The following is a 26,640-nucleotide window of genomic DNA, read 5'->3' as shown; positions in this document are numbered from 1 at the left end:
CCATTCCGGTCTCGTTCGGTCCGGCCCGCGCCGCACACCACCGTGATGATAGGACGCAGCGCGCGCCCGATCGGTTCCGATCGTGCTCAGGTGTCCGCGTCGTCGCCGCGCATTGCCTGTGCCTGTGCCAGTGCCTGTGCCTGTGCCTGTGCCTGTGCCTGTGCGAGCGTCACCAGTTCGTGGTGGGTGCCGCGGAGCCGGCCGAGTTGGTCGCGCCGATCCCGGGTCGCCGATCCCGAGCGCAGGTCTCGCAGTCTCACGTCGATCTCCGCGACCTCCGCGGACACCTGTCGCGAGCGCCGTTCGTGGACACGGGTCACCTGGCTGGCCAGATGAGGTTCGGCCGCCGCCAGTCGCAGCCCCACCCGGTGTTCGAGCCTGCCCCGCGTCTCGTTCAGCGCGTCGGTACTCCAGCCACGCAGGTCGGCGCGTAGGGCCGCGGTCCGGCGCACCCGGATCACCAGTGTGGCGACGGCGACGCCAAGCAGCAGCGTGAGCGGCATGCTGACCCATTGCAGGGTCTGCACCGACGCCATCGGCGCGACGATCAGCCGTCCCACGCCGAGCCCCGTCGACGCGCCGATCAGGACCAGGAGGACGTCCTCACCGCCCCGGCGACCGGACGGCACCGCGCGCCCGAACGGCGGATCGGGCGCGCGATCATCGGGATCGGCGCGGGGTTCGGCATCGACCTGGGCCTCGATACCGACGAGCGTCGCCGCCCGCACCTCGTCGATGCGCTCGTCGGTGGCGTGATCCACTCGGTTGCGCAGCGCCGCCACCTCGTCGGTGAGCCAGCGGACATAACCGTCGACGGAGGCGCGCTTGAGGGTGGTCGATCGGGCGGTCGCCGCGGCGGCGAGACCGCGGGTGCCTGCCGCGACGTCGGCGAGGGATTCGCTGCGCGCCCTGGCCAGCCCGGCGCGCGCCGCGGCGAGCCGGTCCGCCCGGCCCCGGTCGCGGGATTCGAGCAGTGCCCGCCGCCGGTCGGCCAGCCGATCGACCGTCGCCGCATCGGGGTCGGTGGCCCGCGTGAGTTCGTCCAGGGTGTGTTCGACGGCCCCCAGCGCCGCGGCGACCCGAGCCCGTTCGCGCCGGACGTCCGGGGGCGCCGCCAGACACTCGGTGATCCACGCCATCAGCGCGCGCACCCCGGACTCATCCGGTGCCCCTGACAACGCCGCCCCCGACAACGCGACCGCCGCCGAGACCGCGAACACGGGGAGCTGCTCGAACGGATCGAGCAGGGCCCGGTGCGCGCGGAGGATGCGGGGCCAGTCCCAGAAGGCGTCGATCTTGGACCCGACCAGTGCGACGATCCCGAACCGCGACCGCAATTCGTCGACGGCCTGCTTCTCCTCGTCACCGATCGACGACGACGGATCGACCACCATCAGCGCGATGCCGACGGACGTGTCGTCGGCGTTCCGGTCCCAGCGGCCCACGGCCGTCGGCGACGTCGGATCGACCGCCCGGCACGCCTCGATCAGGCTGGTCACGCCGGTCCCGCCGATGCCGTACACCGCCACCCCGGTTCCGTTGCCGGTCACGGCCGCCGCATCGAAACCGGTCAGGCCGCGGACGCGGGAGACGGCGTCCGGCACGGAGGGCGCGGAAGGCGCGGTCATCACGCCACCTCCCCGTGCTGGAGCAGGTGTTCGATCACGTCCCGGTCCCATCCGCGGGCGGCCACGATTTCCAGTCGCGACCGCAGCTCGGTCAGCCGCCAGTGGCGGACCAGGTCGACCCGCTCCCGGATGGAGGTGACGAGTCGGTCGATGCCGCTGCGCCCCTGCAGCGCCGTGTTGAGCGCCGCGACGTCGGCGGCGGCCGGGTCGTCGGCGGCGGCCGGGTCGTCGGCGGCCAGGAGGTGCAGCGCGAGGTCGATGCCATGCCGATCGACGCGGCGCAGCAGGCCGGCGCGCAGGACCCGCTCGTCGCCGTGGAAGGGCCCGGCGCCCTCCGGGCCCGGGTATCCATTCAGGGTCGGGGTGAGGAACTGTCCCGACATCGACGGCATCGTCTCACCGGCGGCGGCCAGACGGCGCAGGAAGTCGAACTCGTCGGCGGACAGATCCGCGCACGCCAGCAACTGCGACACCGCGAGCACCGGGACGCCGAGGTGTTCGGCGCATGCGGCGGCGACGTCGGCGGCGGCCTCCGGGGATCCGTGGGTGTCCGCCTTGCCGAGCACCACCACCGTGCGATCCGCGGGCATCTGCGCGATCGCCGTCCGATCGGCAGCCCTCGGCGGTCCCGACAACACGTACATCCACAGATCGGCCATCCACGGATCGGGGGCGTCGGCACGCCGGTCGGCCTCGCCCGGGCCGATCGCCGTCACCGACAACCGCTCCCGCAGCGCGCGGGCGAACGTGTCGCGCCCGGTCCCCGGCCGGCCGTCGACCTGGACCTGCAGTGGGCGACCGTAGCGACGAACCGCCAGGTCGAGCTCGGCGCGCGCCGGCGACGACGGGTCGACGAGCGCCACCAGCCGCCCCGACTCGACGACCCGCGCCAACGCGTTCGTCGATGGGGTCATCGGGGCGTGCGACATGCCTCGCAATCTAGCGTCCCGACGCTCGCACCGTGCCGCTGACCGGCGCAGAATCCGTGTCGGCTGTCCTCGGCGGGCACCGATGCGCAACGATGGACCGGTGAGCGAGAGTCTCGATCAGTCACGTCGCTATCCGCGGGTCACCAGTTTCCGGTTCCGTCGCGGCTCCTTGACGTCGGGTCAGCAGCGGAATTGGGAGACCCTCTGGCCCCGGTTGGGCCGCGACCTGGACATCGGGGTCGACCGGGTTCCGGAAGACGTCGTCGACCTTTCCGAGTTGTTCGGCCGCGACGCGCCTGCCGTCCTGGAGATCGGCAGCGGTACCGGTGTCTCGACCGCCGCGATGGCCGAGGCCGAACCCGACATCGACGTCCTGGCGGTGGAGGTCTACAAACCCGGCCTCGCCCAGCTCCTCGGACTCGTCGACCGCGGCGGCCTGACCAACGTCCGGATGGTCCGCGGCGACGCCGTCGTGGTGCTCACCGAACTGTTGCCGCCGCAGAGTCTGACCGGGATCCGGGTGTTCTTCCCGGACCCGTGGCCGAAATCACGTCACCACAAGCGCAGGCTGGTGCAGAGCGGCACCCTGGAGTTGATGGCCGACCGCCTCAAGCCGGGCGGCGTGCTCCACATCGCCACCGACCACGCCGGTTATGCGGAGTGGATCGCCGAGCATCTCGCCACCCAGCGCCCCGATCGGCCGCACGTGATCCAGCTGACCCGGGACGCACCGATCCTGCTGGACCGGCCGACCACCAAGTTCGAGGGCCGCGCCGAACGCGAGGGACGCGGGGTCAACGAGTTCGTCTATGTCCGTCCGGATCTCCCCACACCTCAAGCCACCGAAGGCGGCGACGCATGAGCGACGACTCACCGAAACCGGAGATCATCACTCCCCCACCGGCTCCGGCCGGCGGAAAGGGATTCTCGGAGACCATCGCCGGCCAGAGCGCCGCGTCGCGCGTGCTCCTGGTCTGGGATGCCCCCAATATGGACATGGGACTGGGGGCCATCCTCGGCGGGCGCCCCACCGCGGCGTATCGTCCGCGTTTCGACGCTCTCGGCCGCTGGCTGTTGCAGCGGACCGCGGAGATCTCCGCCGGCCCCCTGAGGAGCGAAGCGTCTCGAAGGGTCGAGCCCGAGGCGACGGTCTTCACGAACATCGTGCCCGGCAGCGCCGACGTCGTGCGTCCCTGGGTCGACGCGCTGCGTAATGTCGGATATGCGGTGTTCGCGAAGCCGAAGCTGTCCGACGACAGCGATGTCGACGACGACATGCTCGACCACATCGAACTTCGCAGGCACACTGTGGGACTAGCTGGCCTGATCGTCGCCTCGGCCGACGGACAGGCGTTCCGGGAGCCACTGCTCGACGTGGTGTCGGACGGCATTCCGGTCACGGTGATCGGGTTCCGTGAACACGCCAGCTGGGCATTGACCACCGAAGAGTTGGAGTTCGTCGACCTAGAGGACATCCCGGCCGTGTTCCGTGAGCCGCTCCCGCGCATCGGTCTCGACTCGCTGCCCGACGACGGGGCGTGGCTCACACCGTTCCGACCGCTGCAGGCACTCTTGCACTGACCACCCACACCACGGGACGTGTCGACTCAGGGACAGCTCAGGACTGCCTGACAGAATCAACGGTCATCCGTCGATGCGACCACGATCGACAGACCCGTACCAACGACCCCGACCCGACGACCAGATCCCGCAACGAGGAAGGAACCACGGCGTGTTCGGAGCCATCGGCACTTTCGTCTATCGAATGCGCTTCGCCGTCATCGGCGTACTCATCGCTCTCATGGCGGGGCTCGGACTCTACGGCCTCGACCTCTCGAAGCACCTCAGCCAGAGCGGCTGGTTCGATCCGACGTCGGAGTCGTCGCAGGGTTCGGTCGTCGCAGACACCGCGCTCGGCCGAGATCACCGCTCGGACGTCATCCTGCTCGTCACCCCGCCCGCGGGCACCACGGTCGACGATCCGGAGTTCGGCGCGAAGGTGGAGAACTTCGTCGACGACCTGATCGCCCAGCACGGCGACGTGGTCAATCGCGAGGACCCGGGCCTCATCGACCCGTTCTACCTGCGTGATCAGACGGCGACCTCGAAGGCCGCCCAGGACACCATCCGGGACCGGACCTTCAGTCCGGACAAGACGCATGCGTTCATCAGTATCGGCGTCAAGGGCGACGACGACACGACGGTGCTCCAGAACTACAAGACCATTCAGCCGTCCTTCGACAACATCCCGGAAAGATACAATCTCGAGGGGACGAATTTCGAGCTCGCGGGCCTACAGCCGGTCGCAGGCAGCATGGCCGACGGCATGGACAAGGACATCCACCGAGCCGAGGTGATCGCGCTGCCCTTGGTGGCGATCATGCTCTTCTTCATCTTCGGCGGTGTGATCGCGGCGTGTCTCCCGGTCCTCATCGGCGGTCTCACCATCGCGGGCTCGCTGGGCATCATGAAGGTGCTGGCCCAGATCACCGAGCTCAACGTCTTCGCCCAATCGGTGGTCACCCTGATCGGACTGGGCATCGCGATCGACTACGGCCTCTTCATCGTCAGTCGTTTCCGAGAGGAACTCGCGGAGGGATACTCCACCAAGGCCGCGGTACGAAGAACGGTGATGACCGCGGGACAGACCGTGGTGTTCTCGGCGACCATCATCGTCGCCGCACTGGCCTGTCTGCTGATCATGCCGCAGGGCTTCCTGAAGTCGGTCGCCTACGGCGCGATCGCCTCGGTGTCGCTCGCCGCCATCCTCTCCCTGACCGTGATGCCGGCGATCCTCAGCATCCTGGGCAAGCGAATCGACGCGCTGGGTCTGCCCTTCCTACGCCGCACCAGGACCCGGCAGGAGGTCGAGGACGGCTTCTGGGGCCGCCTGTCCGGCTGGGTGATGCGCCACCCGATCGCCACCGCGGTCCCGACGGTGCTGATCCTGCTCGTACTGACCATCCCGTTCGGCGGCATCAAGTTCGGCGGCATCAGCGAGGCCTACCTGCCGCCCGACAACCCGAACCGGGTCGCCCAGGAGAACTTCGACAAGTACTTCCCGACCGAACGCACCGAAGAGATCAAGCTGGTCGTCGCGTATGACCCGAACGACAACGACAGCGGCGACAAGATCAACGACATCGCCACCGAGGCCAACAAGATCCCGGGCTTCACCAAACAGTTCAGTCCGTCCGCCGACGACGGAGCGCTGACCGGCCAGTACGGCGACAACGGGCCGCCCGTCATCCAGATGTCGGCCGGTCTGGTGAACCGCGACACCGCGGCCGAGGCCATCAAGGAACTGCGCGGCATCGACACGCACGGCCTCAAGATGTGGGTGGCCGGTACCCCGGCCCTCACCCAGGACTCGATCGACGCGCTGATGTCGCGACTGCCGCTGATGGCAGTGTTGTTGGTCCTGGTCACCGGTTTCCTGATGTTCCTGGCATTCGGGTCGGTGGTGCTGCCGATCAAGGCAGCGCTGATGTCCGCGCTGGGCCTCGGTGCCACGCTGGGCATCCTCACCTGGATCTTCGTCGACGGGCACGGTGCCGGGATCGCGAACTTCACGCCCGGCCCGCTGTTCGCCGCGGTGCTGGTGCTGATCATCGCCATCGTGTTCGGCCTGTCCACGGACTACGAGATATTCCTGTTGTCCCGAATGGTGGAGGCGAGACAGAAGGGCGCGTCCACCACTGAGGCGGTACGCGTCGGTACCGCACACACCGGTCGCATCATCACGGCCGCGGCCGCAATTCTCGTCGTGGTCACGGGGGCGTTCGGCCTCTCCGAGATCGTGATGATGAAGTACATCGCGTACGGCATGATCGCTGCGCTCATCCTCGACGCCACCATCATCCGCATGCTCCTGGTGCCGTCGGTGATGAAGCTTCTCGGCGACGACTGCTGGTGGGCCCCCCGCTGGATGCAGTCATTGCAGCAGAAGATCGGCCTCGGCGAGACCGTCCTCGACGACGAGCCCGACGAGCTCCGCGACGGCGTCGCGGCCGCCCGGTCGCGGTCGGTGGGCACGTTGGCGGCCGAGGCACCCACCTCGGCGATGGCTGCCGCCACCCGCACGGTTGCGCGCCCGGAGCCGAATCGCACGGTCGCCCAGCCTGCCCGGACCGCTCAGTCCACACAGGCCCAGCCCACTCAGTCTGCCCAGGCCGCCCAGCCCACTCGGTCTGCTCAGCCCGCTCAGGCGAGGCCGAACCGTCAGGTACCGGACCGCGGGGCCCCCGCGCCCGGCCGCCCGCCGGCACCCCGGCCCGACACGGCGGCCGGACCGCAACCGGGCGCGCCCGCAGCCACTCCGAGCGGGGCACGCGTCGGCCCGTCCGCGCCGCCCTCGGGCCCGCAGTCACGGCCTGCCACCGCACCCCCGGCCCCGGCAGCTCCCCCCGCCCCGCGCCTCGGACGGACCGCACGCGATCGCTCGTCGGGACCGGACACCGGTAGTTGGCGTCTCGGCGCCGGCGGTATCCGCCTGGCCTCCGACGAGCCGGCCCGTCCGTCGGCGTCGCAGCCGGCCGGCGTCCGTCCGTCCGGACCGCCACCCCGGCCACCGCAGCAGCCGCAGACGCCACCCGGCGTCCCGACGTCGCGGCCCGGTCCCGGACCGGTACCGCCGCAGGCGAACCCGGGTGGCCACGACGATTCGCCGCTCGGTCGGCGTCCCGCGCTCGACACCACCGGCAAGCGTCCGCTGGCCGCGTCGTTGTCGCCCGAGGCGCAACGCCCGGCCGCGCCTTCGCCGACGACGCGCTCTGGCGGGTCGCCGATGGAACGGGGCCTGAGCGACTCGCATCCGTCCGCCGACGGCGACGAACGTCCGTCCCAGGACGGCCGGCGCCGAGGATCGGACCGGCACGCGCGGTCGGACGCGGACGGCGAGGGTTCGCAGATCAGCGTGCAGGACCTGTTGCGCCGCAGTCGTTCGGACAGCTGAGTCGGGTCGCGGGGGTCTCGATACGCCACTCGCCTAGCGGCTCATGGCTACTCGACCGGCGAGCTCAGGCCGCCGGTCGAGTAGACGTCACCCTCCGCCGGTCGAGTAGACGTCACCCTCCGCCGGTCGAGTAGACGTCACCCTCCGCCGGTCGAGTAGACGACGAGCGCAGCCAGGAGTCGTATCGAGACCCCACCCGCCGACCACTCACCCGTCCAGCCCGTGCTCGATCGCATACCTCGTGAGCTCCACCCGGTTGCCGAGTTGCAGCTTGCGCAGCGTGGCCTGCACGTGGTTCTCGACGGTGCGATGACTCAGCGCGAGCCTCGTGGCGATCTGCTTGGCGCTCAACCCTTTTGCGACATGACGCAACACCTCGGTCTCCCGGTCGGTGAGCGACGGCCGGAGATGACCGGGATCCGGTTCGGCAGACATCCTCCGGTACTCACCCAGGATCAGGCCGGCGAGCCCCGGCGTGAACACGGCCTTGCCCTCGGCGGTCGCGCGCACCGCGTCGACCAGCTCCGCCTTCGACGACGACTTCACGAGATATCCACTGGCTCCGGCCTTGACGGCCTCGAGGACGTCGTCGCGCTCGTCGGAGGCCGACAGCACCAGCACCCGCGTCGACGGCGACACCTCGAGCACGGCCGTCGTCGCATCCGCGCCGGTCCCGTCCGGCAGCTGCATGTCCATCAGTACGACGTCGGGCGTGACCGCGCCGGCCCGCCGTCCCGCGCTGCCGACCCCGTCTGCGGTCGCGACCACCTCGAAGCCTTCGTCGGTGAGGTCCCGGGCCACCCCGTCGCGCCAGATCGGGTGATCGTCGACCACCATCACCCGTATCGCGCGGGCCGCCCCTGCGTCCGGGGCACCGGTGTGCGCATCGTCTGCCGTGCTGTCCGTGCTCGCCATCAGGCCTCCCGCTCGACCGGAATCGTCAGTTCCCATTCTGTCCCCGCACCGGGTCCGGAATCGAGCAGCGCCGTGCCGCCGAGGGCTTCCACGCGTCCGACGATCGATGTCGAGATCCCCATGCGACCCTGGCGCTTCGCCTCCTCGAGTCGACCGGCCGGGATCCCGACCCCGTCGTCGCGCACACTCACCACCACGCGATCACCGAGATCCTCGAGCAGCACATAGGCCTGCGCGGCCGCACCCGCATGATGGCTGACGTTGTCGAGCATGTTCTGTACCGCCGCCCGGATCTCCTCGGCGACAACGGCATCGACGGCCACCAGGGTCGCGGGCGCGCTGACCGACACCCGCTCGGCGGCGAACCCACGCAGGATCGCGCCGAGCTCGGCCGCGGCCCCGTCGGTGCTTGTGCCGGTGTGTGAGATGCCGAGCCGACCGGCGTCGGAGACCAATTGCCGCAATGCCCGCTCCTGCTCACCCGCCAGCTCGGCGAGTTCGGTGGTGGGACCGCCGATCTCCCTACCGCGCTTGGCGATCAGCGCGAGTACCTGCAGCACCCCGTCGTGCACTTCGCGCGACAGCCGGTCCCGCTCTTCGGTGGCCGCGGCGATCCCGGCCGCCCGGACCAGGACGGCGTGGGCGCGCCGCGCGATCACGGCCGCCAGGCCGACCGCCATGCCGGTCGCCACGATGATGATGATCGTCGCGTTGCGACCGAGGTTCAGGTCGAAAGCACCCTTCACGAACGCACTGGTACCGCCGACCAGCAGCCCCGACAACATGCCCCAGACCGGTCCGGCGAGCAGCGCCACCGAGATGACCGCATTGACCGCCCACAGCGTGGTCGGCCAGGTCTGATTGTTCAGCGCCCACGACGTCTCGGCCACGTACGACGTGGTGAGCATCAGGCCGCAGGCGATGGCTACGTCGGCCGCCACCCAGTACGGATTGCGGCCGAAGCCCGTGTAGTACGCGACGCCGGCGACGAGGGTCCAGGCCGAGAGCACTCCGAACAACACCCACGCCAGATCGTCGTGGAGAAGGTCGTCGTTGACGGCGATCTGGAAGCCGAGGGCGTAGAGATACGAGAGGAACCGGAACAGCTGCGCGGCGCGCCACAGCGGGCCGACCGGGTCGGTGTCGACTTCCATGGCGAGCCGGCGGGCCCGTCCGGGGTCATGCGATTCGGTCACGCGACGGGACATCACCTGTGTGTCACTCGTCGTCGCGGGGCGTCTGCTCCGTGGACGTCACCTCGCCGGTCGCCTCCGACCGTCCGGCCGGGGCGGGCCGGTCATCGTCGCCGGCTTCCGCCTCGTCGACGGCGTCGCGGCGATCCCACTTCGGCGCGTCGGGCTCGGCGGTGTACAGCCTGCCGGTGGTGGCATCGTCGTGCTTGCGTGCCCGCGCCGCGCTGCCGGCCAGATGCCGGACCGCGGTGTTGCCGAACGCGATCAGCGGCACCGCGAGCAGACCTCCCACGATGCCCGCGGAGACGATCCCGGCGGCAATGGCGAGCACCACGGCGACCGGATGCAGTCGCACCGACCGGCCGAGCAGGAACGGCTGCAGGACATGACTCTCCACCTGCATCACCCCGACCACGATGGCCAGGGAGATGACCGCCGCGATCCAGCCCTGGGTGACCAGGGCGACCACCACTGCCAGCGTGCCGGTCACCAGCGCGCCGACGATCGGGATGAAGGCCCCGAGGAACACCAGCGATGCCAGCGGAAGTGCCAGCGGGACACCGAGGATCGCCAGGCCGACGCCGATGCCCAGGGCGTCGACGAACGCCACCGCCACCGTCGCGCGCACATAGCCGACGAGCGTGCCGAATCCGGCGGTGCCCGCGGCGCGCACCCGGCCACGGGTCCCGTGCGGCACGAGCTTGGTGACGAACGTCCAGATCTGACCGCCGCCGTAGAGGAAAAAGATCAGCAGAAACACCGTGAGCAACGCGCCGGTGACGATCTCGGTTGCCGTGGTGGCGGTCGCCAGGGCACCGCTGGTGACCTTGTCCTGATTGTGCTGGAGGAAATCGGTGATGTCGTTGCCGATGTTGCTGACCTGGTCGTCGTCGACTTTCAGCGGGCCGTCGACCAGCCAGTCGCGCGACCGGTCGATGGTGACGGTGATCTGCTTGGTCAGTTCGGGGAAGCCACGGATGAACTCCTGCACCACGAATGTCATCACCAGACTGAGCAGGCCCAGCGCCACGACGATCGTGATCAGGACCGCGAGCGAGCGGGGCACCCGATGACGATCCAGCCAGTCCACCACCGGCACCAGCATGGCCGCACCGAGAATCGCCAGGGCCACGGGCACCAGCACTTCCTCGAACTCCTGGAAGGCCATCAGGAGCACGTAGACGACGGCCGCGATCACCAGCAGTCGCCAGCCCCACTCGGCGCCGGCCCGAACCAGCGGATGGACCTTCTCGCGATCGACGACGACCGGGTTCAGCGGACTCCCGACACGGCCCTCACGATCATCGTCGTCACAGACCTTGGCGCCTCGGTCGCGGGCATCGTCGTCCCGCGCGCGGCCGGTGGTGTCGGCATCGCTCACAGCTGCCAGCCTAGCTGTGGATATGGTGTGGGCTATGTCGACCGACAGACCAGGCACGGGGCGCGTCGCGGCGCGTCGGCGTTTCTGGTGGCTGCGGTGGGTGTTGCTGGCCGTCGTGCTGGCGGTCCTGGCCGTCGAGGTGGTGCTGATCTCGCCGAGTCTGGAGGAGGCCTGGCACCGGATCGGCGACCTCGACTGGGTGTGGATCGTCGCGAGCATCTTCGCCGCGCTCCTGTCGATGGACAGCTTCGCCCAGGTGCAGCGCGCGCTGCTGCGGTCCGCCGGTGTCCGGGTGACCCAGTGGCAGTCGCTGTCGGTGGTGCTGGCCTCCAACTCGGTGAGTCAGACCATGCCGGGCGGCCCGGTGCTCTCCCCGGCGTTCGTGTACCGGGAGACCCGCAAATGGGGCGCCACCCCCGTCGTCGCGTCCTGGCAGGTCGTGATGTCGGGCCTGCTGGCCGGCGTTGGGCTCGCCGTACTCGGATTCGGCGGCGCACTCCTGGCCGGCGCCAAGACCAGTCCGTTCTCCGTGTTCTTCTCCGTGGTCGGATTCATCGCGGTGGTCGTGGTGTTCCAATACCTGGCCAGCCACCCCGAGTCGCTGCAGAGCACGCTCCTGCGCATCCTCGACTGGCTGAACCAGATCCGCAACAAGCCGAAGCATCACGGGCATGACCGGGTCATCGAGGTCCTCGAGCAGCTGCGCGCCGTCCAGCTGTCCCGCCGCGACCTGACGATCTCGTTCGCCTGGAGCATGTTCAACTGGGTCGCCGACGTCGCCTGCCTGGCCTTCGCATGCTGGGCCGTCGGCGCCCATCCGGGCATCGCAGGCCTGATGGTCGCCTACGCGGCCGGTAAGGCGGTCGGTACCGCCATACCGCTTCTGCCCGGCGGGATCGGCGTGGTCGACGCCGTCCTGGTCCCCGCCCTGACCAGCGCGGGGATGCCGGCCGCCGACGCCATCACCGCGGTCCTGGTCTACCGGCTGATCAGCTACGTGCTGGTCGCGGCGATCGGCTGGATCGTGGTGCTGGTGATGTTCCGCAACAGCTTCCGCAAGGGCGAGACGCTCGAGGAAGAGTTGGCACACGACGTCGACGACGGCATGCCGGATCAGACGACTGAGCCCGACGCGGGCGGGGAGAGTTCCCGCAGACCCGACGACCCGCTACCGTGACAACCATGTCGAGGTCCACGCCTGTCGCCGCGGACGCCGCCCCGACGTCGAAGCGGTCACTGCCCATGCCGGCGACCGCAGTGATCGACCTCGTCGCGGTGACCGTGTTTGTCCTGATCGGGCGCTCCAGCCACGAGGAGGGCCTCGCGGTCGTCGGGGTTCTCCAGACCCTGTGGCCGTTCGCGGTCGGCGCGGCCGCCGGCTGGTCGATCGCCTACGTGTTCTCCCACGTCCGGTCGAGCGACTGGTTCGGCCACGACTTCCGGCCCGAGCAGATCGTGCCCGCGGGCGTGGTCATCTGGTTCTGCACCGTCGTGGTCGGCATGATCCTGCGCTACCTGCTCCACCAGGGAGTCGCGGTCAGCTTCATCATCGTCGCCACCATCTCGCTCGGCGTCTTCCTCATCGGGTGGCGCGCGGTCGCCGGGTTCGTCGCCCGGCGCCGGACTACTTGATCCGGAAGTACTTCTGCGCGACCTGCAGTGCTGCCGTACCCGACTTGTCGCCCTCGCAGTAGATCACGATGACCTTGCCGCCCTGCAGTCCGACGAACCAGCCCGGGCCCTGGGGACCGTTGGTGCCCACCAATGCCCGCAGACCGGGCGCCCCGGTCAGGTCGCTGGCGTCGCCGGTCTTGGCGGTAACCGCCATCGCCTGCAGGATCGGCGCCGTCGTCGCCGCGTCGAGTTCGCCGAGCTGCCCGCCGACCACATCAGTCTGTGCACCCCTGATGACATAGGGAGCGACCGAGCTCATCTGCCCGGACGAACTGCGCGCCAGCGCGACGCCCAGTGCGCCCATGTTCATCATCGAGGCGTTCAGGTCGCCCGGCCGGAAGTCCACGGTCGCCACCCCCGGCTGATCGGCCGTCGGCGCGCTGGCACCGGGAACGGTGAACTGCACACCGAGACCCAGCCGATCCATGATCGCGTCGGTCGGCTCCTGGTTCGCGGTGGCGGACCGGTCGACGACGGCAAAAACGGGATCCAGGGTGCGCCCGACCGGATGCACGCCGCCGACGCTGGTGCCGCGTTCGACGGCGTAGCTGTTCTGGGCCATGCCGAGGATCGCCCCGCTGCCGGCGTCGAGGGCCATGATGGTGGCGGGCTGCCCGACCTCGACGGCCGCATCACCCAGGGTGAGCTGCAGGTTCTGGTCGATGGTGGTGTCCACGCTCGGTCCGGCCGGGCCCTGTTCGCCTGCCAGCTTGTGGGGCTTGATACCCGGGCCGGTCATCTGGACCTGCCACCCGGCGGTGGCGTCGCGGATCGCCTGCCAGTAGTTGGTGAGTCCGGGCTCCAGCGGCGACGACAGCCGACGATCGGCCATCACCAGCTTGCCGGCCTTGCGGACGGTCACGCCCGGAACGGTGTCGGGGTCGGAGGTCATGACCTGCATGTCGGGATCGCGCAGGGTCACCGCGGTGATCGGTTTGCCCTGGGATTGGGCGAGTTTCTCCGAGATCACCTGTGTCGTCACCAGCGGCGCGATGGGCGCGAGGGTCCGGGCCAGCGCCCGTGCGGACTGGTCGACGTCCTTGGTCCGAGTGGGGTCGAGGATGATCTGGTTGACCGGCTGCAGGTACATGAAGGTCTTGCCCGACCCGCTGCGAACCGTCGGGGCCGGCGTGGCGTCGGTGCGGATCTCGCGCAGTTGGCCGCCATAGGGCAGCCCGGGATAGATGATCGACGGTTCCCAGGTCAGCTTCCACCCGGTGGACAGGTGCCGCGCGGTGCCCGTGCTGGTCGTCTGGAAGGTGCGGTCCTTGGCCCATCGCCACGTCGTCTTCAAGGAGAAGGACGCGGTCCCGTCGCTGTATTCGACGGGTTTCACCACGTCCACGTCGACGTGCTCGGCGTTCATGGCCTGCAGCGTCTCGGTCAGCGCCTCCCCGGCCTGTCCCGGCGCAGTGGTGAACCCGGCGGCGCCACCGGCATCCTGCCGTTCCATCGCGGCCGCGAAGTGACGGGCCGCACCGGCCGCACTGTTGTCGTCCCCGCCGCCGATGCCACATGCGCTGAGCACGACGACGGCGACGCTGCAGGTTGCCGCTGCGCAGGCCATCTTCGGCGCGCGCTTCGCCCAGATCTTCATAGTCTCAATTTTCACTCTTGTCACACTGGATTTCGATGCCGCCAGCTTCCATTCGGGGATCCGAGCGGTCACGATCGGGTCTCGGAGTTCTGGCGACGTGACGGGGGCCATAGACGACGGCGTCGTCGAAGCAGAGTCGGCCCATAATGTGTCATGGACTTTCGAGTGATGGCGGCCGGAGACCGTGCGGTAACGACGACTGAGTGGCTCACGTCCCGCCATGCTTTCTCCTTCGGCGATCACTACGACCCATCCAACACCCATTTCGGTGTTCTGTTGGTGAATAACGATGAAATCGTCGCGCCGGGTGAAGGCTTCGTTACACACCCGCACCGCGAGTCTGAAATCGTCACGTGGGTCACGTCCGGTTCACTCGTGCACCAGGACTCGGAGGGCCACTCGGGAATCGTCTATCCCGGACTGGCACAACGGATGAGCGCCGGCACCGGGATCGAGCACTCGGAGCGCAACGACCGTTGGGGTCATCGCGCGGAGGCCGGGGTGGCGCCGGTGCACTACGTGCAGATGTGGGTGATGCCCGACGAGCTGGGACTCGCACCCTCCTATGACCAGCGCGACGTCGACGACGAGCTCACCCCGGGCCGTCTGGTCGCGATCGCGTCGGGCGACCCGGCCCGCGATTCGGCCATCCGCATCGCCAATCGGTCCGCCACCCTCTACGCCGCCCGTTTCGCGGCCGGGTCGTCGGTCGACCTGCCCGCCGCACGGCACACCCACGTCTACGTCACACGCGGCAGCCTCGACCTCGCGGGCACCCGCCTCGACGAAGGCGACTCGGTGCGCGCCGGTGACCTCGGAGGGGAGCCGCTGACCGCGCACACCGACGCCGAGGTGCTGGTTTGGTCGATGGATCGCGACCTCCGCGACCTGATGTCCTGACCCGCCGACGGCAACCGAATTCCCGCCGACGGCAACGGCATTTCCATCGAGAGCAACCTAGCCTGCCGACTGCGCCTCGTTGCGTCCGTGCAGATTTTTGGCCGTCGGCGATTTCGGCACCGACTCCGGGTCCGGGTACGTCCGCAACAGGCGATCCGCCGTACCCGAGGTCGTCACGGTGAACCAGTAGTGCTCGTTGCGGTAGTGATGGAACCGGTGATTGCGCCAGGTGGCGCGGTACAGACGCGATCGCGGCCGGTAGTCCGTGTGGATCAGATAGTGCGTCCATTCGTAGACGATGCCGAGTGCCCCGAGCACGACGAGGAAGGTCAGTCCCCGCTCGACGCCGCGGAACCCGACGAACGCGACCGCGAGCGCCGCGATCAGCACCGGGATCAGAGCCCGCCAGGGAATGAAGATCAGCGGGATGTCGCGCGGATCATTGTGGTGCTCACGGTGTTTGCGCGCGAGCAGGGTGTCGAGCGTCACCGGGCCGATCCGTCTGGGACGCCAGTGCAGGATGAAGACGTGGATCAGCCACTCGGCGATCGGGAACACCGCGAGCATCACGAACGGCACCAGAAGGTCCGTGAGCCCCCACCCGCCGACCCACAGCCGGGCGAGCACCGCGCCGACGAGTAATGCGGCGATCATCCACGGCGACGGATGTCTCACGAATTCACCGAAGGCCGACCGCAATGTGACGTTCCGGCGACTCGCCCGTAACCGTTTCTCGTCGGCATCGACACGGCGACGCGCCCGCACCCCGACGGCCGCGGCCTTCTCGACGGAATCCGACCTCTGCGGTTTCCCCGTACTTCTCGGTGGATTCATGGCTGCGTGTCCGAGGTGCTCGACGACTCGGCGAGTGCTTCGCACAGTTCGAGGAGCGCCGCGGTCGCCGGCGCGAGCAATACACGGGCCGCCACGTCGGCGTCCGACGACCGGCGCCCGGCGATCGCGTCGACCACGGCTCGGTAGCCCTCGACGTTGCCGACCTCGGGTTCGAGTACCGCGGCGAGTGCGGGCAGCGCCGGCTCGTAGGCGGCACGCAGCGAGTTGTACATCAAGCGGAAGGTGATCGAGTCCGCCGCGTCGATGACCCGGCTCCAGAACTCCAGCGCGACCACCTGCTGGGTCACCGGGTCGGACTCGCCCGCCAGGTCCTCGACGCAGGCACGCAGGGCTTCGACTGCGCCGTCGCCGGCCCGTCGCGCGGCGAGTTCGGCCACCTTCGGCCCGATCAGGGCCCGCGCCTCGACGATCGACCGCACCACCTCGGGGACCAGCTGCCCGTTCCGCACCAGCAGCCGCGGCAGCAGATCGAGTCCGCCGGCGACGACCGGATCGAGCACCCGGGTGCCCTGCCCCTGCCTGATCGACACGAGTCCCGCACCCGCGACCCGGCGCAGCGCCTCCCGGACCGCGGGCCTCGACACCCCGAGCACCCGGGCGAGTTCACGTTCACTGGGCAGCGTGTCGCCGGCGGGCAGGTCTCCCGACAGCACGCCCTCGACGATCTGTTCGTAGACATCCTCGGGCACGCTGCGCGGTGCGATCGGCTCGAACGGCATGCGCCTCACGCTAGAGCCGTCGGGCCAAGTGGTCAAGTGGTCAGACCAGTTGTTCGTTCGCGCTCAGCGCAGTTGTTCGAGCAGCCGGAGCCACACCTCGCTGACCGTCGGATAGGACGGCACCGCATGCCACAACCGGTCGATGGTCACCTCGCCGACCACCGCCACGGTCGCCGAATGGACGAGCTCGGCAGTGTCCGCGCCCACGAACGTGGCGCCGACCAGGACGTCGCGCGACCGGTCGATGACGAGCTTCGCGTGGCCGGCGTAGTCGGGCGAGACGAGGTAGGAGCCGGCGACTGCGATGTCCGCCTCCGCGATCACCACGTCGACGCCGTCCTCACGAGCCTGCGCCTCGGTCCGACCGACCGACGCCATCTCGGGCCGGGTGAACACCACCTGCGGGATGGCGTCGCGGTCGGCCGAGGCGGTGAACCGCGAGCCATCCAGTGGCCGCCCGTCGGCCCGCGCGGCGATCACGTCGCCGGCCACCCGGCCCTGGTATTTGCCCATGTGCGTCAACGCGACCCGCCCGTTGACGTCGCCGACCGCGTAGAGCCACAGGTGGCCGGGAACGGTCATGTGATGGTCGACGCGCAGCGGGCCCGAATCTGGCAGGTCCAATACCTCGAGACCCAGATCGCTTGTCGCCGGGGCCCTTCCGGCGGCCACCAGTAGCTCGTCGACCTCGAGCACCGAACTGCCCCCGCCTTGGTCGACCGTCACCCGCGCCGGACCGCCGTGAATGTGCCCGTAACCGGTGTCCGCGACGTCGGGCCGCTCGACGGCCGAGATCTGCGCGCCGAACCGGATGTCGACACCGCGCCGGATGAGTCCCGTCGCGACCTGCTCGCCGACGAACTGTTCCGCCTTGGGCAGCACGCGGTCGCCGCGGATCACCATCGTCAGTTCCCGGACCCCGAGGTCGAGCAGCCAGGTGGCCGCCTCACACGCGACCACCCCACCGCCGAGCACCACCATCCGTTCCGGGACGTCGACCATGTTGGTCGCATCCCGCGACGTCCACGGCCGGGCCTCCCGCAGACCCGGTATCGGCGGCACCGACGCCGTGCTCCCGGTCGCCACGACGACCGCCTCCCGCGCGACGATGCGCCGGTTACCTTTCCCGTCGCTTCGCTCGCCCCGGCCACATTCCCCGTCGCTTCGCTCGCCCCGGCCATATTCCCCGTCGCTTCGCTCGCCCCGGCCACCTACCTCGACCTCCCGCTCGCCGACGATCCGACCGTGCCCGCGGATCACGTCGATACACGCGCCGGACGCCCAGTCGACCTGCGAGCTGTCGTCGCGCTGATGAGTGATGGTGTCGCGCCAGCCCAGAACGGCACCCACGTCGGGAGTGGGCTGGGTCAACTGCTCCCGCGCACCCGGCAACCCGGACGTTGCGGCCAGTGCGGCGCCCGGACCCAGCAGCCCCTTGCTCGGCATACACGCCCAATACGAACACTCGCCGCCGACGAGCTCGTGCTCGATGATCGCCGCCGTTCGGGAGCTGCCCTTGATCGCATACTCGGCGGCATTCTCGCCCACCGGTCCGCCGCCGATCACGACGACGTCATATGTGCTCACGTCCGCTGTTCCGGTCATGACACCCACGGTAGAGCGATTGCGCCACGAGCAGAGCCGGCTGACGAATCGCGGATGCAATGCCAGGATGGACGGGTGACCGCTTCACAGACAGACACCACGCCCGTTTCCGGTATCGATCTCAGCTGGGTCGACGCCGACGTCCGCGTGCAGGACGACCTGTTCACCCATGTCAACGGCCAGTGGCTGCAGAGCCACGTGATCCCCGACGACCGCTCGGTGGACGGCGCCTTCCACGTCCTGCGCGATCGCGCCGAGGAGAACGTGCGCGACATCATCACCGCTTGCGCCGATTCCGACCCCGAGAGCGGCACCGACGCCCAGAAGATCGGTGACCTCTACGCGTCGTTCATGGACACCGATCACATCGACGCTCTCGGGATCGGTCCGATCCGCGGCGAGCTCGAGAAGATCGCCGCGATCAGTTCGACCGACGAGTTGAGCACCCGCATCGGCCGTCTCCAGCGGCATGGCGTCGGCGGACTCTTCGGCTTCTACGTCGACACCGACGCCAAGCAATCCGACCGCTACCTCGTACACGTCGTCCAGTCCGGTCTCGGGCTGCCCGACGAGTCGTATTACCGCGAGGACAAGCACGCCGAGACCCGGGACGCCTATGTAGCGCACGTCGGCCGGATGTTCGCGCTCGCCGGTTTCGACGATGCCGACGCCCGGGCACAGACCATTCTCGACCTCGAGACCGCCGTGGCCGCTCAACATTGGGACGTGGTCCGGCGCCGCGACGCCGACCTCACCTACAACCTGATGACCCTGGCCGACTTCACCGCCGCGGCAGGCGCATTCGATGTCGACTCGTGGCTCGGCGGGCTCGGCACGACCGGCGACGCGACGTTCGGCGAGGTCGTCGTCGGGCAGCCGTCGTTCATCACCGGCGTCGCGGAGTTGATCGCGTCGCGTCCGCTCGAGGAGTGGAAGACCTGGTTGGCGTGGCGGCTGCTGCGGTCCGCCGCGGGCTACCTGTCGTCGGAGTTCGTCGACGAGAACTTCGACTTCTACGGGCGCACCCTCACCGGCGCCGAGTCGATCCGCGACCGGTGGAAGCGCGGAGTCGGCTTCGTCGAGGATGCGATGGGATTCGCCGTCGGAAAGCTGTACGTCGACGAGCACTTCGGCCCCGAGGCCAAGTCTCGGATGGACGAGCTGATCGACAACCTGGTGGCCGCCTACCGCCGCAACATCTCCGATCTGGAGTGGATGACGCCCGCGACGCGGGAGAAGGCGCTCGCCAAGCTGGGCAAGTTCACCCCCAAGATCGGCTTCCCCGCCCACTGGCGCGACTACGGCGCACTCGCCGTCGACCGCGGCGACCTGATCGGAAATGTCGCCCGCGCTTCGTCATTCGAGCAGGATCGCGAGTTCGCCAAGATCGGCGGGCCGGTGGATCACGACGAATGGTTCATGACGCCGCAGACCGTGAACGCGTACTACAACCCGGGGATGAACGAGATCGTGTTCCCGGCCGCGATCCTGCAGCCGCCGTTCTTCGACCCCGACGCCGACGACGCGGCCAACTACGGCGGGATCGGGGCGGTCATCGGCCACGAGATCGGCCACGGGTTCGACGACCAGGGCGCCAAGTACGACGGTGACGGCAATCTCGTCGACTGGTGGACCGACGACGACCGGACCGAATTCTCTGCGCGCACACGCAAACTCATCGAGCAGTACAGCGAGTTCACGCCGGAGGGACTCGACGAGGAGTACAAGGTCAACGGCGAGTTCACCATCGGCGAGAACATCGGCGACCTCGGAGGTCTGTCGATCGCGCTGGTCGCCTATCGACTCGCGATGCAGGGCACCACTCCCCCTGAGATCGACGGACTGTCCGGGGTCCAGCGGGTGTTCTACAGCTGGGCCCAGATCTGGCGGACCAAGACCCGCGACGCCGAGGCGATCCGGCGTCTGTCCATCGACCCGCACTCCCCGCCCGAGTTCCGGTGCAACGGTGTGATCCGCAACATCGATGCCTTCTACGACGCCTTCGACGTCTCGTCGGGGGACAAGCTCTACCTCGACGAGTCGGAGCGCGTGCGGATCTGGTGAACCCCGTTGAACGACAACTCGATCGGTGCGGGTGAGAGCGGTGCGCTGAGGCAGCGGATCGGGCGGAGACAGGTCACCCTGGCGGTCGTCCGCCCGATCATCGCCGCAGCCCTCCTGCTGACGGGCTATTTCCTCCTGCCGATCGCGAAGGAGAGTTCGGCGAACTTCATCGGGCTGGCGGTGGGCGCGCTGCTGCTCATCGCCTTCTGCGCGTGGGAGATCCGGCATTTCGTACATTCGGAGTATCCGGTCGCCACCGCTGTCGAGATGCTCGTCGCGATCGCCGCGCTGTACATCGTGGCGTTCGCGACCACCTACTACCTGTTCTCCGAGTACGCCGACGGGAGCTTCAACACCCACCTGACCCGGATCGACGCGCTCTACTTCTGCCTCACCGTGTTCACCACGACCGGATTCGGGGACATCGCCGCGGACTCCCAGGCGGCCCGCGTCGCCGTGTCCATCCAGATGGCCAGCACGCTCATCCTGCTCGGATTGGGTCTGCGGTTCCTCAACGTGCTCGTGACCGCCCGCGTCCGGCGCTGACAGCCGTCTGGTCGCCCGGACGGGCACAGGCCTAGGCTGGGCACCGTGACGATGAACGACGGAATGATGCCCGATCTCTGGGCCTCCTGGACCGCGACGCCGATCGTCTGGGCGCTCATGGCCGTCGCATCCCTGGCCTACGTCGTCGGTGCGATCCGCGTGGGCCATTGGCCGGTGTCCCGTTCCGCCTCCTGGTTGCTGAGCATGGTGTTGCTCGTCGTCGCGCTCAATTCGGGCGTGGCGGTGTTCGCCCACCACCTGTTCTGGATGCACATGGTCGTGCACCTGCTGATGATCACCGTGATCCCGCTGTTCCTCGTGCTCGCACAACCCATCCGGTTGTCCGCGCTGGCGCTCGGCCCCCGCGGCGGCGAGACGGTGGAACGCGTCATGACCAGCACCGTGATCCGCTTCGTCACCGCGCCGATGTTCACGGTGCCGCTGTACGCGGCGGTGCTCGTGCTGACCCATCTGACCGGTTTCCAACAGCAGATGGCCGAGCACATGTGGATTCACGACAGCGAACTCGTGCTCTACCTGGTGAGCGGCTACCTCTTGCTGTTGCCGCTGATCGGCGACGAACTGACCGGCCATGACTACAGCTACGCCGCGCGGTTCGTGACATTGTTGGTGGCGATGGGCGCCGACACCTTCGTCGGGGTGATCCTGATGCTGACCAGCTACGAGATCGCCCCGGATTTCTCGGCCTCACGGACCGGCTGGGGCGCGGAGTCCATCCTCAATCCGTCGGCGATGACCGACCAGAGTGCCGCAGGCGCGATCATGTGGTGGGCCGGCGACGGACTCATGATGTGCCTGCTGGTGTTCCTCGCCTGGGAGTGGATCCGGGCCGAGGGCCTCGGCCGCGGACGACAGGACTCGGCGGCGCGGCATCTCGGCAAGGTCCGGCCGTCGTTCCTCGAGTCGGCGCGGCGCGATGCGCTGGGCACCGACTCCGCGGACCTCGACGACGACGATGCCGTGCTGGCGGCGTACAACGCCCGGCTGGCCGCCATGCACGGACAACGGCCCGCCGGGACCGAGAGCGGCCGGCGCGCGGGGCAGGACCCGCACGCCGAACCGCACCACGATCAGTAGTCGTCGTCGCCGTAGACGATCATCCCGCGGATGTTGTTACCCGCCAGCATGTCGTCGTAGGCCTCGTTGATCTGGTCCAGACGGTAGGTCTGGGTGACCAGGTCACTCAGGTTGAGCTTTCCGGCCCGGTACTCGTGGAGCAGCGTCGGGACCTGGGTGCGCGGGCTCGCGCCGCCGAAGATCGCACCCTGCACCCGCTTCTGCAGCAGGGTCAGCTCGAAGAGGTTCATCTGGGCATCGCTGTCCGCGAAGTTGCCCATACCGGTCACGATCACCTGCCCACCCTTGCCGGTGAGGCTCAGCGCCGGCTGGATCATCGAGCCGTTGATCTCGCCGACGGTCAGGATGACGCTGTTGGCCATCTTTCCCCAGGAGATCTCACCGATCACCGGGAGCGCCTCCTCCATCGACGAGAACGTATGGGTGGCCCCCAGCTTCTCGGCCATCTGCAGCTTGAACGGCACCGGGTCCACCGCGGCCACGATCCGCGCACCGGCCGACGCGGCACCCTGGATCGCATTGATGCCGACACCGCCGATCCCGACCACCACGACCACGTCACCGGCGTGCGTCCCGCCGATCTCGACCGCCGAACCCCAACCGGTCGCCACGCCGCAGCCGAGCAGCGCAGCCTCCTTCAAGGGGATGTCGTCCTCGATCTTGACCAGGGATGCCTCGTTCACGGTGATGTAGGGCGCGAAGGTGCCGAGCAGGCACATCTGGGTCAGACCCGCACCGTCGGTGGTGTGCGCACGGTGCGTGTCGTCGGAGATCGCGAGCCCGCTGAGCAGGCGTGCGCCTTCGTCGCAGAAGTTCTGATCGCCACGCGAACACGGCTCACACACGCCACAGGCCGGGATGAAGGCGGTGATCACGTGGTCGCCTTCCTTGAGCCTCGTCACGCCCGGTCCGACCTTCGTGATCACACCGGCACCCTCGTGCCCGCCGAGGACCGGCATCGGGGCCGGACTGTCACCGGTGCGCAGGTGGTGATCGGAGTGGCACAGGCCGGAGCTGACAAGTTTGACCTGCACTTCACCGGCCACCGGATCGTCCAGCTCGAACTCTTCGATCTGCCACTTCTCGCCGGGGTTCCGGAGGATTGCCCCCTTGGTTTTCATCTCGTATGCACCTTTCTCTCGGACAGCGATATGAGACCTTGTCCACATCGTTGTCGCGTCTGTACCGACGTGCATGCGAAATGGTTGGTCACGTTGCAGCGGTGAGGTTTTGAGCAGACCGATCGCACGTTCGGGGCCTTTCCGCGCGACGCGATGCTTCACCTGGCTCCTCCCGCGCACTCCGGACATTTCCGGCACCGGGGTCATGGTGTGCACCACCTGACGTGACAGGATGACGCCATGGCGACTAGGCCCCGGCTTCGCTGGCTGATCCCCGCGCTCCTGTTGCTCCTCTGGATCGTCATCGGTGGTGTCACCGGCCCCTACGCGGGCAAGCTGGCGTCCGTCTCGAGCAACGACAACACCACGTTCCTGCCGGCATCGGCAGAGTCGACCGAGGTGAACGACCATCTCGGCGATTTCTCGGACACCGACACCCTGCCGGCCATCGTGATCGCCGAACGCACCTCCGGCATCACACCGCAGGATCTGGAGTTCCTCGCCACCGCGACCCGGCCACTGCAGGGCGCCGAGGGATTCGGCGCCGCGTTCTCGCCGCCGATCCCGTCGGCCGATCGCCAGGCCGCCCAGATGTTCGTCCCGGTCGCGACCGACGGCGAACCCGCGGACGCCGTCGAACAGTTGCGAGACGCCCTGGGCGGGGCACCGTCCGGGCTCGTCGTGAAGGTGACCGGCCCGGCCGGTCAGGCCGCCGATCTCAGCGACGCGTTCAGCGGCATCGACGGAATCCTGCTGCTGGTGGCCGGGTCCGTCGTGATCGCCATCCTGTTCGTCGTCTACCGCAGTCCGATCCTGCCGTTCGTGGTCATCGTGTCCGCGGTCTTCGCCCTCGGCCTGGCGTCCGGCCTGGTCTACCTGCTCGCCAAGTCGAACGTGCTCGAGCTCAACGGGCAGAGTCAGGGCATCCTGTTCATCCTCGTGTTCGGCGCCGCGACCGACTACGCCCTGCTCCTGGTGTCCCGATTCCGGGAGGAACTCACCCGCACCGATGACAAGTACGCCGCGCTGCGCGGCGCCTGGCGGGCCACCATCGAGCCCGTGGCCGCCTCCGCGGGCACCGTCATCCTGGGTGTGCTCTGCCTGCTCTTCTCCGACCTCAACTCGAACCGCAGCCTGGGTCCGGTGGCCGCACTGGGCATCGCGGCGTCGTTCCTCGCATCGATGACCTTCCTGCCCGCGGCGCTCGCCCTCCTCGGGCGCGCCGCCTTCTGGCCGTTGCGGCCGGCGCACACGGATGACTCCGAACCCGGCAGCGCCCATCGTCTCTGGGCGCGGATCGCCGACCGCGTCGCCGCACGGCCCCGCACGATCTGGATCGTCACGCTCGTGGTCCTCCTCGTCGGCGCCGCATTCGCCCCCACGTTCAAGGCCGACGGCATCGCGCAGACCGACTTCTTCATCGGTTCAGTGGAGTCCGTCGAGGGTGCCGACATCCAGGCCCGACATTTCGACGCCGGGAGCGGCTCGCCGACCTGGGTGATCGCCGACGAGGCCACCGCAGACCAGACCCTCGCCGCGGTCCGCGACGTGGACGGCGTCGCGACGGCGGAGCTGGTCGAACGGTCCGGCTCTCCCCTGGTCGTCGACGGTCGCGTCGCGGTACAGGCGACGCTGACCGACAATGCCGAGTCCTTGGCCGCGCAGGACACGGTCACCCGCATCCGCGACCGCGTCCACTCCATCGACGGCGCGAATGCGCTGGTGGGCGGTAGCACCGCCACCGATCTCGACACTCGGACCACAGCCATCCACGACCGGAACCTGATCATCCCCATCGTGCTGCTGGTGGTCCTGGTGATCTTGATGTTGCTGTTGCGGAGCATCGTCGCGCCGGTGCTGCTGCTCGCGACGACGGTGCTCTCGTTCGCCACCACCCTCGGCGTCGCGGCACTCCTGTTCAACGGACCGTTCGGCTTCGCAGGCGCCGACCCGGTGGTCCCCCTCTTCGCCTTCGTCTTCCTCGTCGCCCTCGGCATCGACTACAACATCTTCCTGATGACGCGGGTACGAGAGGAGACTCGCTCGCACGGCACCCGCTCCGGCATGATCCGAGGACTCACCGCGACCGGCGGTGTCATCACGTCCGCTGGCGTGGTCCTGGCCGCCACGTTTGCCGCACTTGCCGTGATCCCGCTGCTGTTCCTCGTGCAGATCGCCTTCCTCGTCGCCTTCGGCGTTCTCGTCGACACCCTGATCGTCCGGTCGCTGCTCGTGCCCGCCCTGACCCTCGACATCGGCAAACGCGTGTGGTGGCCAAGTCGACTGTCCCGCTGATCATTTCAGATACCGAAGCAGCCGATTCCGATCCGCCTGCATGATCGACACCAAATCGCGATCCTGAGAGTTCGGTGAAATAAACACGTTTGGACGCCGCGCGGGCTAGCGTCGGTTCATCTCTCCCAAATGATCGTTAGCGGGTGATCACCATGACTCTGGCCGAACACAAGTCGCGCGGGCGCGAAGACTTCGCGTCGCTCCGCAGCGGCGGGCTCAACTGGGACTCGTTTCCGTTGCGGCTCTTCATCAAAGGCAATGCCCGGTTCTGGGACCCGGCCGCCATCGACTTCCGCCGTGACAGCCAGGACTGGACCGAGATCACCGACGAACAGCGACGCAGCACCACCTACCTCGTGAGTCAGTTCATCGCCGGCGAGGAAGCGGTCACCCAGGACATCCAGCCCTTCATGAACGCGATGGCGGCGGAGGGCCGGTTCGGCGACGAGATGTATCTGTCGCAATTCTGCTTCGAGGAGGCCAAGCACACCCAGGTCTTCCGGATGTGGATGGACGCCGTCGGGCTGACCGGCGACCTCCAGTCTTTCGTCGCCGACAATCCGTTTTACCGGCAGCTGTTCTACGAGGAGCTCCCGTCGTCGCTGCAACTCCTCGACAGCGACCCGTCGCCGCGCAATCAGGTCCGGGCGAGTGTCACCTACAACCACGTGATCGAGGGCAGCCTCGCCCTCACGGGCTATCACGCCTGGCAGACGGTGTGCACGCGGCACGACATCTTCCCCGGTATGCAGAAGCTCATCCGGTTCATCGGCAACGACGAGCGTCGGCACATGGCGTGGGGCACCTTCACCTGCCGACGCCACGTGGCCGCCGACGACTCGCTCTGGGATGTGGTCACCGCGCGGATGGAGGAGCTGATGCCCCTGGCCCTCGGGATGATCAACTGGGTCAACGAACAGTTCGAGGTACAGCCGTTCGGCCTCGACAACAGCGAGTTCGTCGCCTACGCCGCCGATCGTGGACAGCGCCGACTGAGCGCGATCGAGTCGGCCCGTGGCCGGCCGGTGGCCGAGATCGATCTCGACTACTCACCGGAGACCCTGGAGGAACAGTTCGGCGAAGAGGACCTCAACTCCCTCGGCCGGTGAGCTGCCCGTCCCTGTCTTTCCCTCCCGCTGGTTGCGTACCCGGCGCCCCTACCACCG

Annotated in this window: 21 protein-coding genes; 11 read left to right on the top strand and 10 right to left on the bottom strand. The window is 68.6% G+C overall.

The genetic code is table 11. The annotated features are described in order from the left end of the window. Positions 1-86 precede the first annotated feature (86 nt). On the bottom strand, positions 87-1,628 hold the full coding sequence (locus tag ACLQ3I_RS15115) for a hypothetical protein (RefSeq protein WP_425802884.1): 1,542 nt from the start codon (positions 1,626-1,628) through the stop codon (positions 87-89). Continuing rightward, entirely contained in the window at positions 1,628-2,557 is a 930-nt protein-coding gene (locus tag ACLQ3I_RS15110) for a hypothetical protein (protein ID WP_425802882.1), read from the bottom strand. Before ACLQ3I_RS15110 ends, ACLQ3I_RS15115 begins: the two co-directional genes overlap by 1 nt. A gap of 82 nt (positions 2,558-2,639) precedes the next feature. Here ACLQ3I_RS15110 and trmB point away from each other — a divergent pair, with 82 nt between their 5' ends. From trmB to ACLQ3I_RS15095, 3 genes are all read left to right on the top strand, one after another. Continuing rightward, positions 2,640-3,419 carry a tRNA (guanosine(46)-N7)-methyltransferase TrmB gene (gene trmB / locus ACLQ3I_RS15105; protein WP_425802880.1) on the top strand — a complete coding sequence of 260 codons (780 nt, stop codon included), beginning with the start codon at positions 2,640-2,642 and terminating at the stop codon, positions 3,417-3,419. Then, a complete protein-coding gene (locus ACLQ3I_RS15100) occupies positions 3,416-4,138 on the top strand; it encodes an NYN domain-containing protein (RefSeq protein ID WP_425802878.1) in 723 nt (240 codons plus the stop codon). The genes trmB and ACLQ3I_RS15100 overlap by 4 nt, the downstream gene beginning before the upstream one ends. A gap of 151 nt (positions 4,139-4,289) precedes the next feature. Beyond that, complete coding sequence (locus ACLQ3I_RS15095; protein WP_425802876.1) at positions 4,290-7,511, top strand: MMPL family transporter; 3,222 nt, start codon at positions 4,290-4,292, stop codon at positions 7,509-7,511. A gap of 207 nt (positions 7,512-7,718) precedes the next feature. Here the strand turns inward: ACLQ3I_RS15095 and ACLQ3I_RS15090 are convergent, their stop codons facing one another. From ACLQ3I_RS15090 to ACLQ3I_RS15080, 3 genes are all read right to left on the bottom strand, one after another. Next, positions 7,719-8,348 (bottom strand): response regulator, encoded by a 630-nt coding sequence (locus tag ACLQ3I_RS15090; protein WP_425803560.1) that lies wholly within the window; start codon positions 8,346-8,348, stop codon positions 7,719-7,721. A gap of 77 nt (positions 8,349-8,425) precedes the next feature. Next, on the bottom strand, positions 8,426-9,580 hold the full coding sequence (gene macS / locus ACLQ3I_RS15085) for a MacS family sensor histidine kinase (RefSeq protein ID WP_425803557.1): 1,155 nt from the start codon (positions 9,578-9,580) through the stop codon (positions 8,426-8,428). A gap of 64 nt (positions 9,581-9,644) precedes the next feature. Beyond that, entirely contained in the window at positions 9,645-10,895 is a 1,251-nt protein-coding gene (locus ACLQ3I_RS15080) for an AI-2E family transporter (RefSeq protein WP_425790521.1), read from the bottom strand. 139 nt (positions 10,896-11,034) lie between these two features. Here ACLQ3I_RS15080 and ACLQ3I_RS15075 point away from each other — a divergent pair, with 139 nt between their 5' ends. Together ACLQ3I_RS15075 and ACLQ3I_RS15070 are read left to right on the top strand one after the other, a co-directional pair. Next, complete coding sequence (locus ACLQ3I_RS15075) at positions 11,035-12,177, top strand: lysylphosphatidylglycerol synthase transmembrane domain-containing protein (protein WP_425790377.1); 1,143 nt, start codon at positions 11,035-11,037, stop codon at positions 12,175-12,177. A gap of 5 nt (positions 12,178-12,182) precedes the next feature. Beyond that, on the top strand, positions 12,183-12,632 hold the full coding sequence (locus ACLQ3I_RS15070) for a DUF3054 domain-containing protein (protein ID WP_425790379.1): 450 nt from the start codon (positions 12,183-12,185) through the stop codon (positions 12,630-12,632). On the opposite strand, the gene ACLQ3I_RS15065 is transcribed toward ACLQ3I_RS15070, so the two are convergent. Continuing rightward, positions 12,625-14,271 carry an NTF2-like N-terminal transpeptidase domain-containing protein gene (locus tag ACLQ3I_RS15065; RefSeq protein WP_425802874.1) on the bottom strand — a complete coding sequence of 549 codons (1,647 nt, stop codon included), beginning with the start codon at positions 14,269-14,271 and terminating at the stop codon, positions 12,625-12,627. The two genes, ACLQ3I_RS15070 and ACLQ3I_RS15065, sit on opposite strands and share 8 nt — an antisense overlap. A gap of 153 nt (positions 14,272-14,424) precedes the next feature. Here ACLQ3I_RS15065 and ACLQ3I_RS15060 point away from each other — a divergent pair, with 153 nt between their 5' ends. Further along, positions 14,425-15,171 carry a pirin family protein gene (locus tag ACLQ3I_RS15060; protein WP_425790383.1) on the top strand — a complete coding sequence of 249 codons (747 nt, stop codon included), beginning with the start codon at positions 14,425-14,427 and terminating at the stop codon, positions 15,169-15,171. Between the two features lie 57 nt (positions 15,172-15,228). Here the strand turns inward: ACLQ3I_RS15060 and ACLQ3I_RS15055 are convergent, their stop codons facing one another. The 3 genes from ACLQ3I_RS15055 to ACLQ3I_RS15045 all read right to left on the bottom strand — a co-directional run bounded on the left by ACLQ3I_RS15055 (position 15,229) and on the right by ACLQ3I_RS15045 (position 18,350). Further along, positions 15,229-16,005: a sterol desaturase family protein gene (locus ACLQ3I_RS15055; RefSeq protein ID WP_425802871.1), complete on the bottom strand. Its 777-nt coding sequence runs from the start codon at positions 16,003-16,005 to the stop codon at positions 15,229-15,231. Then, the gene (locus ACLQ3I_RS15050) at positions 16,002-16,745 is read right to left on the bottom strand and encodes a FadR/GntR family transcriptional regulator (protein WP_425790386.1); all 744 of its coding nucleotides are present in this window, start codon (positions 16,743-16,745) and stop codon (positions 16,002-16,004) included. Before ACLQ3I_RS15050 ends, ACLQ3I_RS15055 begins: the two co-directional genes overlap by 4 nt. A gap of 63 nt (positions 16,746-16,808) precedes the next feature. Then, positions 16,809-18,350: a dihydrolipoyl dehydrogenase family protein gene (locus ACLQ3I_RS15045; RefSeq protein ID WP_425802868.1), complete on the bottom strand. Its 1,542-nt coding sequence runs from the start codon at positions 18,348-18,350 to the stop codon at positions 16,809-16,811. Positions 18,351-18,404: 54 nt separating this feature from the next. Between ACLQ3I_RS15045 and ACLQ3I_RS15040 the strand changes: the two genes are divergently transcribed. The 3 genes from ACLQ3I_RS15040 to ACLQ3I_RS15030 are packed head-to-tail and all read left to right on the top strand — an operon-like array spanning position 18,405 to position 22,058. Beyond that, positions 18,405-20,414 carry a M13 family metallopeptidase gene (locus ACLQ3I_RS15040; protein WP_425802866.1) on the top strand — a complete coding sequence of 670 codons (2,010 nt, stop codon included), beginning with the start codon at positions 18,405-18,407 and terminating at the stop codon, positions 20,412-20,414. A gap of 21 nt (positions 20,415-20,435) precedes the next feature. After that, a complete protein-coding gene (locus tag ACLQ3I_RS15035; protein WP_425803555.1) occupies positions 20,436-20,960 on the top strand; it encodes a potassium channel family protein in 525 nt (174 codons plus the stop codon). A 51-nt stretch (positions 20,961-21,011) separates the two neighbouring features. Next, positions 21,012-22,058 carry a cytochrome c oxidase assembly protein gene (locus ACLQ3I_RS15030; protein WP_425790525.1) on the top strand — a complete coding sequence of 349 codons (1,047 nt, stop codon included), beginning with the start codon at positions 21,012-21,014 and terminating at the stop codon, positions 22,056-22,058. Here the strand turns inward: ACLQ3I_RS15030 and ACLQ3I_RS15025 are convergent. Beyond that, positions 22,052-23,179: an NDMA-dependent alcohol dehydrogenase gene (locus ACLQ3I_RS15025; protein WP_425790392.1), complete on the bottom strand. Its 1,128-nt coding sequence runs from the start codon at positions 23,177-23,179 to the stop codon at positions 22,052-22,054. The genes ACLQ3I_RS15030 and ACLQ3I_RS15025 overlap by 7 nt on opposite strands. Before the next feature lie 240 nt (positions 23,180-23,419). Here ACLQ3I_RS15025 and ACLQ3I_RS15020 point away from each other — a divergent pair, with 240 nt between their 5' ends. Next, positions 23,420-25,474, top strand: a complete 2,055-nt coding sequence (locus ACLQ3I_RS15020; RefSeq protein WP_425790394.1) for an MMPL family transporter — start codon at positions 23,420-23,422, stop codon at positions 25,472-25,474. A gap of 152 nt (positions 25,475-25,626) precedes the next feature. Continuing rightward, positions 25,627-26,583 (top strand): R2-like ligand-binding oxidase, encoded by a 957-nt coding sequence (locus ACLQ3I_RS15015; RefSeq protein WP_425790527.1) that lies wholly within the window; start codon positions 25,627-25,629, stop codon positions 26,581-26,583. Positions 26,584-26,640: the final 57 nt, after the last annotated feature.

It is taken from the genome of Gordonia sp. DT101 (assembly GCF_049844895.1).
Classification (GTDB): Bacteria; Actinomycetota; Actinomycetes; order Mycobacteriales; family Mycobacteriaceae; genus Gordonia.
Note: the sequence above shows the minus strand (reverse complement) of the source record. Positions and strands in the feature narration are given on the sequence as shown.

Excerpts from the sequence above, each read along its gene's own strand:
- ACLQ3I_RS15115 (WP_425802884.1), bottom strand. The coding sequence starts at position 1,628 with ATGACCGCGCCTTCCGCGCCCTCCGTGCCGGACGCCGTCTCCCGCGTC.
- ACLQ3I_RS15110 (WP_425802882.1), bottom strand. The coding sequence starts at position 2,557 with ATGTCGCACGCCCCGATGACCCCATCGACGAACGCGTTGGCGCGGGTC.
- trmB (WP_425802880.1), top strand. The coding sequence starts at position 2,640 with ATGCGCAACGATGGACCGGTGAGCGAGAGTCTCGATCAGTCACGTCGC.
- ACLQ3I_RS15100 (WP_425802878.1), top strand. The coding sequence starts at position 3,416 with ATGAGCGACGACTCACCGAAACCGGAGATCATCACTCCCCCACCGGCT.
- ACLQ3I_RS15090 (WP_425803560.1), bottom strand. The coding sequence starts at position 8,348 with ATGGTGGTCGACGATCACCCGATCTGGCGCGACGGGGTGGCCCGGGAC.
- macS (WP_425803557.1), bottom strand. The coding sequence starts at position 9,580 with ATGGAAGTCGACACCGACCCGGTCGGCCCGCTGTGGCGCGCCGCGCAG.
- ACLQ3I_RS15075 (WP_425790377.1), top strand. The coding sequence starts at position 11,035 with ATGTCGACCGACAGACCAGGCACGGGGCGCGTCGCGGCGCGTCGGCGT.
- ACLQ3I_RS15070 (WP_425790379.1), top strand. The coding sequence starts at position 12,183 with ATGTCGAGGTCCACGCCTGTCGCCGCGGACGCCGCCCCGACGTCGAAG.
- ACLQ3I_RS15065 (WP_425802874.1), bottom strand. The coding sequence starts at position 14,271 with ATGAAGATCTGGGCGAAGCGCGCGCCGAAGATGGCCTGCGCAGCGGCA.
- ACLQ3I_RS15060 (WP_425790383.1), top strand. The coding sequence starts at position 14,425 with ATGGACTTTCGAGTGATGGCGGCCGGAGACCGTGCGGTAACGACGACT.
- ACLQ3I_RS15055 (WP_425802871.1), bottom strand. The coding sequence starts at position 16,005 with ATGAATCCACCGAGAAGTACGGGGAAACCGCAGAGGTCGGATTCCGTC.
- ACLQ3I_RS15050 (WP_425790386.1), bottom strand. The coding sequence starts at position 16,745 with ATGCCGTTCGAGCCGATCGCACCGCGCAGCGTGCCCGAGGATGTCTAC.
- ACLQ3I_RS15045 (WP_425802868.1), bottom strand. The coding sequence starts at position 18,350 with ATGACCGGAACAGCGGACGTGAGCACATATGACGTCGTCGTGATCGGC.
- ACLQ3I_RS15040 (WP_425802866.1), top strand. The coding sequence starts at position 18,405 with ATGCAATGCCAGGATGGACGGGTGACCGCTTCACAGACAGACACCACG.
- ACLQ3I_RS15030 (WP_425790525.1), top strand. The coding sequence starts at position 21,012 with ATGAACGACGGAATGATGCCCGATCTCTGGGCCTCCTGGACCGCGACG.
- ACLQ3I_RS15025 (WP_425790392.1), bottom strand. The coding sequence starts at position 23,179 with ATGAAAACCAAGGGGGCAATCCTCCGGAACCCCGGCGAGAAGTGGCAG.
- ACLQ3I_RS15020 (WP_425790394.1), top strand. The coding sequence starts at position 23,420 with ATGGCGACTAGGCCCCGGCTTCGCTGGCTGATCCCCGCGCTCCTGTTG.
- ACLQ3I_RS15015 (WP_425790527.1), top strand. The coding sequence starts at position 25,627 with ATGACTCTGGCCGAACACAAGTCGCGCGGGCGCGAAGACTTCGCGTCG.